Origin of the sequence: uncultured Paraglaciecola sp., assembly GCF_937123705.1 — a bacterium.
GTDB lineage: Bacteria > Pseudomonadota > Gammaproteobacteria > Enterobacterales > Alteromonadaceae > Paraglaciecola.
On record NZ_CAKZKO010000076.1, the window covers coordinates 1 to 7,449 of the forward strand.

8 protein-coding genes are annotated in these 7,449 nt (G+C 42.6%); 1 reads left to right on the forward strand and 7 read right to left on the reverse strand.

Going from position 1 to position 7,449, the window contains the following annotated elements; all coding sequences use genetic code 11:
- On the reverse strand, positions 1-408 hold a 408-nt coding region (locus tag Q0688_RS11235), incomplete at its 3' end, for a hypothetical protein (protein WP_299076228.1).
- A 73-nt stretch (positions 409-481) separates the two neighbouring features.
- Positions 482-1,285 (reverse strand): RepB family plasmid replication initiator protein, encoded by an 804-nt coding sequence (locus Q0688_RS11240; RefSeq protein WP_299076231.1) that lies wholly within the window; start codon positions 1,283-1,285, stop codon positions 482-484.
- 771 nt (positions 1,286-2,056) lie between these two features.
- On the opposite strand from Q0688_RS11240, the gene Q0688_RS11245 reads away from it, so the two are divergent.
- Positions 2,057-2,305: a hypothetical protein gene (locus tag Q0688_RS11245; RefSeq protein ID WP_299076234.1), complete on the forward strand. Its 249-nt coding sequence runs from the start codon at positions 2,057-2,059 to the stop codon at positions 2,303-2,305.
- Positions 2,306-2,915: 610 nt separating this feature from the next.
- Here the strand turns inward: Q0688_RS11245 and Q0688_RS11250 are convergent.
- The 5 genes from Q0688_RS11250 to Q0688_RS11270 form a co-directional block, all read right to left on the reverse strand.
- Positions 2,916-4,277 (reverse strand): hypothetical protein, encoded by a 1,362-nt coding sequence (locus tag Q0688_RS11250; protein ID WP_299076236.1) that lies wholly within the window; start codon positions 4,275-4,277, stop codon positions 2,916-2,918.
- 71 nt (positions 4,278-4,348) lie between these two features.
- On the reverse strand, positions 4,349-5,128 hold the full coding sequence (locus tag Q0688_RS11255) for a replication initiation protein (RefSeq protein WP_299076239.1): 780 nt from the start codon (positions 5,126-5,128) through the stop codon (positions 4,349-4,351).
- A 912-nt stretch (positions 5,129-6,040) separates the two neighbouring features.
- Entirely contained in the window at positions 6,041-6,640 is a 600-nt protein-coding gene (locus Q0688_RS11260) for a DUF4145 domain-containing protein (RefSeq protein ID WP_299076242.1), read from the reverse strand.
- A gap of 104 nt (positions 6,641-6,744) precedes the next feature.
- Complete coding sequence (locus Q0688_RS11265) at positions 6,745-7,086, reverse strand: hypothetical protein (RefSeq protein ID WP_299076245.1); 342 nt, start codon at positions 7,084-7,086, stop codon at positions 6,745-6,747.
- A gap of 89 nt (positions 7,087-7,175) precedes the next feature.
- Positions 7,176-7,449, reverse strand: a 274-nt coding sequence (locus Q0688_RS11270; protein ID WP_299076249.1) for a hypothetical protein, incomplete at its 5' end; no start/stop codon positions are given.

The following is a 7,449-nucleotide window of genomic DNA, read 5'->3' on the forward strand; positions in this document are numbered from 1 at the left end:
CTGTGCGGCTTTACCTGCGCCCTCGATGCCGCCGTGAAATGATCCCGCAAAGTACACCACGCAGTAGGCACCGAGTAACGAGACGATGCCAAAGATAAGCGCCGGTGTATTGCTGTCCTCGTAGGCTTTTGAGACGGCCGCAACGATGGTTGCCTTTGCGACCGCTAAGCCAACAAAGCCGAACACAAAAATCCATGTGAGTAAGCCTGAACCGTTTTTAACACTCCAGTAGATCGCCATTGAGCCGGCGAGTAGTTCGAGGGTCAGGGCGGAATAGCCTAGCCATGAACGGGATTGATTCACATGGCCACGCTGTTGATAAGCGATCAGGGCAAAGAGTAGGGCGATGATACCCAGAGACACAATCAGTGATTCACTACTGAAAGTAGTGCTAATATTGTTTTGCATTTTTCGATCCTCAAATGATCGTTGGGTGAAGTCCTGTTTCAGTGTTGATGCACTGGAGCAGGGCGGTTATTACTTATCCTGTCTGTTTATTGGCTTCCTCCTTTAGTCGTTTGCCTGCTTGTGCGTAGCTTTCACCTGGTCTGGCATGTTTCTCAATGTAAGCATTATCTATTGATTTCACTTGTCTAGTTCTATCCTGAAAGTCAAATGTTACATGAGTGATTTTCCTACCTGTTTTAATTGTTTTGTAGGAAGCAATAAGGTCGCTGTGCTTGTTTATATCCGTCATAGCTTTATCAAGAACTTTTAATTTAAAGTCTTTTATTGATGAGTATTTACCAGTCAGTTCTAACTTTTCTTTCAGAGCATTTAATTCAATCTTCTTGGTATTGCTGTTACTAAACTGCCAACACTTGAAAAACTCGTAGAACCTGACTCCGTAAATGCTGACCATGCCAGCGATGTTTATCAAATTATATCGGGTAAATCCGCCTTCCAGCATTGAGATATAAGGAACCATTTTGGAAGCAAAATAAATCGATATCCGGCCTTCTTTGGGGATGTAATCAATAGCAGAAATCCATCGTGTTTTAGTTGCTGTGATATTAGGGCTGTCTGGATCGGGTTGTTGGATAGTCACAGATCGATCATAAAGTTTGTCGCTAACTGTTTGCAGTTCTGAGTAAGCTCTGTCTACTGATATTTCAAACATATCAGCGAAATCAGCGGCGGAGATATCAAATTTACTGTCAGCATCTATTTTTTGCCCCTTCTTAATTTGACGCACACAAAGCAGAATTAAGCGTTGTTCATTTAGTGTCAGCTTGTAGCTTGCTTCGATTACATAGTTTGATTTAACTACTAATTCTTTGCTCATTTTAAAGGACTCCACATGTGGCGAGTCCCAAGTTTATCATAGGACTTAACTCAGTCAAGTCCTATAAAGCACCGGATTAGTCCTACGTAAGCACCGGATTAGTCCTACGTAAGCACCGGATTAGTCCTACGTAAGCACCGGATTAGTCCTAAGTTAAGCTCTAAGACCCTTATGTTTAAAGCCTCTCAGGGGTCCTAATAGTTAATAGATATAATAGAAAATAGAAATCAAAGGCCAAAAACCTGTGGATAACTACAAAAACGCTAACCTTTGCGCTTTAGTTAGCCAGTTATCTCTCTAGCATCTACAAACTTAGTTCCGACCATTCCAGCCAAAAACATAGAAAATAAGTAGTTTAGGGCTTGCAGCCCTCTCAACCCTTCGGGTCGATTCACCTTGCTAGATTGAAAGGCGCTTATATCGTCTCTATAACGTTAATTCCGATCGGGGTATGTATCTGCAGACTTTGAGCCTTGAAATAGCTTGTCGAGCGTTCTGAGAGGCCTCAGAGCGATTGCAATTAAAAGCGGTTTATCATGAAGGTAATGTTTTGTTTCCTAGCGCTTTGCCTAATTTGGAGCTGATAAGCTTTTAACATTTTTTCGCGAGTGCTCCGCAGGTGTTATCCGTAGGGGAGACCCCTACACCCCCAAAGCTAGTCATATCTCTGAAGTGACAACGTTAGGAAAAATAAGCCGTATTCATTACTCATTCATAGAGTTAGTGCATAAAATAAACACTTCCTTAAAAAGAAAAATAAGGTATGTCAAAATGAGTGCACCCATTAAGAAAGAAAACCTGAAGACGATCCGATCTACCGTGCATGTTCACTTTATGGGCATAAAATGTGGTGAGTTTATGAAGCGTCCACACAATGTAACTATCACTTTGCCAGTAGTGATGTTTGACGCTTCTGATGTCTCTTTAATACAGTTTACTTTGTTAGTATTAACCGGTGGCAAAATGTACCGGTCGGTTGACCATTTATGTATTGATGAAAATGCGTTTACCCTCCAATGAGTCAGAGGATATTCCACGGCTATAAATGCTGTACTTAGAAAAATTTTTCCGGGCTATTAGCCGATCTGGTATCAGACGCAGATTCCGTAACACTAACAGTCATATTTCCCATAAAAAAAGCCGTTTGAAAGCTGGTAAGTTACCGTACCTTCTTTTGCTGTTTGGCTTAATCATTTTGTATGCATTCCAATCATTCCTAGGGTGATTATCAAATCATGTGTTGTCTGTCGGTTGTGGGTTTGCAGAGACGCACAATTCATCCCAATTGCCAGAGAGTGCCGAGGCTAATGCTGGCACGATTCTGTCAATTGATATGAATTGTGGACTCACTACACAATTTCTACGAAATTGAGGCGAGCCCTTCGGGTATAAAAGGAATCATCTTACGGTTGAATGAAGATAATTTAGCGTAAAGAGGGGTTTTTATAGTGGTGTTATTTTTAACATATTAAGACGCCATTCATTGGCATACGTGAATAATAGCGACATGTTCTCAGGGGCTGAGAACATGTGATTAATTGCCTGTGGTAGTAGATAAAAAAAGGACTCCAGTTAAGTAACTGGTGTACTCTCTCAGGGTTACTCTGGAGTCCAATTTTTTACGGTGAACTTAGATCAATACATGAGATGGTTTACCGGTACCGCCCAAGGGTTCTAAAACACCTTCATCGGTTGCACGCTGCAACCATTCTTTGTGAATTATTTCCATCTGCATCGGGGTAATCGTTTTCGATTTTTTGCCCTTCGTCATGCGGTCGCTGATGAATGCCTTTCCATCATTTCTAGTGCATCGGATTACCTTATTTTTGACTTGATGCAACCACTCTATATACAGCTGATTATCGTTGTCTAATAGCGGTAAATCGTCCCCTCTTGAATCGTTACTATCAAGGGTGCTGTTACCTGCCGCGGCAGGTTGATTTTCTGGGTTATCACTTGTTAGTGACCCCACTATCAAACCACTTTGGCCACTCAGAACCAGCGCCGCATTTGGCAACGAATAACCCGACTCTAATAACACCGCTAGTTGACGAGTTAATAGTTTGGTTTGAGGTGTTCCACGAGCCAAAAAATCACCCGTTAAACGAAACAATAAAGACAAAATATCAAAAGCTAAAACGAAGATAAGCCACTTCAAATCTCTTGCTCTTTCCTCGGGAATATTGAGTAACCAGGCAATCATTTTATCATCTGCACCATGCCCCGATTCAGAGGTAATATTGCCACCGGTAAGCATTTCTGAACGCTGCGTTTCGAGATCGGCAATCAGTTGTTTGGTCCCTGAATAATTCTGATTTCCCGAATAGTAGGTGAGGGCGCTTAACTGGGCTTGAAGGCTATCTATTTGTCGTTGGTTTGGGTTAATGCATTTGGTCAGGTAGTTAGCAGGGCATCGACTCAAGGCCGTTCTGGCATTGGATAACTGAGAACCCAATAATCTAGCCTTTGCACTTTCCTTTGATGCCTTTGCGCTATCCGCATAGTTTGATAAACCGTTTAGCTTATCCCTTGCGGCCTCCAGTTGGGAATCAATCGCCCTGATTGGTGCACTGGCGGTGGCTTCCTGTGCGGCTTTACCTGCGCCCTCGATGCCGCCGTGAAATGATCCCGCAAAGTACACCACGCAGTAGGCACCGAGTAGCGAAACGATGCCAAAGATAAGCGCCGGTGTGTTGCTATCCTCATAAGCTTTTGAGACGGCAGCAACGATGGTTGCTTTTGCGACTGCTAAGCCAACAAAGCCGAACACAAAAATCCATGTGAGCAAGCCTGAACCGTTTTTAACACTCCAATAGATCGCCATTGAGCCGGCGAGCAGTTCGAGTGTGAGAGCGGAATAGCCGAGCCATGAACGGGATTGATTCACATGGCCACGCTGTTGATAAGCGATCAGGGCAAAGAGTAGGGCGATGATACCCAAAGACACAATCAGTGATTCACTACTGAAAGTAGTGCTAATATTGTTTTGCATTTTTCGACTCCAATTAGTCGTTAGATGAAGTCCTGTTTCAGTGTTAGAGCACTGGAGCAGGGCGTTACTGCTTATTCAGTCTGTTTCTTAGCTTCCTCCTTTAGTCGCTTTCCTGCTTGTTCGTAGCTTTCGCCTGGTCTGGCGTGTTTTTCAATAAACGTTTTATCAATCACATCTGGTTTGAATAGCTCGTGCTGTGGTTCTACGGGGAATTTGAATTCTAGCGAGACAAAAGACCTGCCGCGTTTAATGGGCTTCCATGTGAGTTTCAAACCGTCTTTTTGTCTAATTTCTTTCACTGCTGGCTCAATGATTTTCGACCTAATCAAGCCGAAGTCTCGGCTGTATGAGCTAGGTATATCAAGCGTTTCCTTGAATTCATCAAGGCTTATTTTAAAAAAGCCAGTGCGCTTAAATTGCATGATGAGCTCAAAAAGCCGCCATGTGTACATGAGCTTGAAATCTGCCGCGCGGTGCAGAAAGTATTGGGTAAATTGGTTTTTTAACTCGACAAGGTGAGGCAAAAGAAGAGGATGAAATTGCAAAAATACTACCCCGTCCTTGTAGTAACTGGTAATCACCCATCTATATTTAATTTCCTCAGCGACAAGAGTTCTAGTCCAAAGGTTATCAGCCGCATTTCTAACCGTTCTATAAGCCCCGTCGCTGTTTAGGTGGTAAAAATCAGAATACTCTTTTGCACCGATTTCTAACATCTGATTATCCCTGTGGGATTTATCAAGAAGGCTTATCGCATACATAAGCAAACGTTTCTCTGGTAGTGACAAAGAATAGGACGAGCGATTAAGAGCATTACTCAATGTTACAAGGTTCCGAGCTTCTAATTTCATATCATCCTTTGTTAATAAGGGTAGCCAAGCAGCTATGGAGGGGTTTATTCAACCTTAGTTAATAGAGTTAGTCTAACGGGTGTGAGATGCTTATTCAACCTGTAATATTTAATATTGATAATCCCGTCTCTAGGGTATGATGATCCCGTCTCTAGGGTATGATGATCCCGTCTCTAGGGTATGATGATCCCGTCTCTAGGGTATGAAATGCGCTTGTAAATCATTGATTTTAATAAGGAAAAAGACCCCTAAAAAGCTTTAAAATATGAAATATAAAAAAGATTGTCTAAAACCCTGTGCATAACTCAGCGTTTTAGCACCAATATGACGCATGGAAAATAAATAAATAAATGATTACATTTGTTTCGCATGTAAGGTGTGAAATGCCATTTTTTGGGGTTTAGTGAGCCAGTCGTCACAGTAGCATCTTAGGACTTGGTTCTGACCAATCCAACCAACAATCAAAAGCAAAAGTAGTTTAGGGCTTGCTGCCCTCTCAATGCTACGCACTGATTCACCTTGCTAGATCGTAGGGCGTTGAGCACACCACAGCAGCCATATTCCAAACCGGCTTATGCATCCGTGTGGTTTCCACCGTTGAACAGTTTAGCGGTCAATCTAAGGCGTTCTAGCGCTAATCAAGATTAAAAGCGGTTTATCATGAGGGTGATGGTTCGTTTCCCAGCGCCTTACTGAGTTGAATCTAATAAGTTTTCACAAACACCGGGGAATGCTGCGCAGCGTTATCCGTAGGGGAGGCCCCTACACCCCCAGAATCAGGCGGTAGTTCGTATAATCGGCGTTATGGTTAACTTGCCCAGACCCAACCACAAGTAACGCCGCGATGTGCGGATTTTAAAAGTGGAGGCGAAGCCGGAGCTTTTAAAATTCCGAACCATTGCCTTGTTATATTTATGTGCCTTCCGCAGCTGCTAGACCTCTTTCAACACGTGCCGGAAGTACGAACAGAAACTCTCCTAATGCTATTGCAAAGTCGACGCATTTTTTTGCGTCCGCTTCCGTTGGTAATGTTGCTTGTTGGTCGGCATGACGCTGATCATTTGCATCTAATCTTATATCGTGTGCCCATCTAGCCATTTCAGAGGTAATTAGATGGTCTTCGACAGCTTTATTGACTCGAGAATACAAACTACCGTTGGTGTAACCTTTTTCTTTGAGCATGGCATCGACAGAGCTTGCAGATAACATGACGGAACCAGCAGGAGCATGGAGTGTATTTATTGCCTGTTTCAAATATTCTCCCGCAGCTCCAGGTATAGATCCATCAATTACCATACCAGATGGATAGTACTCTGTTACTGGGCCGACATTTTGAATGGCTGCAGCAGTTACTAGGCCCCCACAGCTAGTACATTTGTAAACACGCCAAAACCGAGTGGAACCGCCCGAATGACTGTCTGTTTGTGTGTGCCATGCCAGCGGTAAATTCGGTCTATCCACATTGCAGTGCGGACACCGATTAAGCTCTAATTGATTTGATAAATTTGGCACTAGTACTGATCCTCAAAAAATATAACGCTTTTGTTGTGGGGCGCTGAAAGCGTCCAAGCCCCGCAGGGGCTGAACCACCAACTTTTTGTTATGAAACATAGTGGCTACCCAAAATTAATTGGTGGTGCAGGTGGAGCTATTGAGCTTTTTCTACACTTTTGACAAACAAATTCTTCTTCGTTGTGGTGCTTTAACTGCTTGTAGCCTTGAGACAACATTATCTGAGGAGGGAAAGTGCATTGACACAATTTATACCCGAGTGCTTGAGCAATTTGTGACTCAGCTAACTTAGCGGCTTTATCAGCTTGAATTAAGCTTGCCTCTATTGCTTCTTTCTCGTCACCCTCTGGGAGTAACTCCTTAGTCTTTTTTATAAGTCCAATAGAATCTCCTAGAAGAGATAAACCTATCTTGACGCTTTCCATTGCAGAGTTAATATCATCCATATTTCGATCCTTTTAATGCCTCATAACGCTTTTGTTGTGGGGCGCTGAAAGCGTCCAAGCCCCAGAGGGGCTGAACCACCAACTTTTTGTTATGCATTTTTTATAAAGCTTTGAAATAGAGGATACTCAAGTTTATTTACTATAACCAAATACTCTATTTCCCATACTGCCAAGCCCAATATAAATGCTCCTATTTCTGAATATATAGATGTTAGCAAATTAACATATACTGCCAAAATAGCTATTAAGGAAATTACAAAACTAAGAATGTAGCACCAGGTAATACGTGAATATGTCCTATGGAACTTCCACAGTAACTTGAGCTTTTCCTTTTTGGCCATGCCATAGAAATTGGGGAATTCG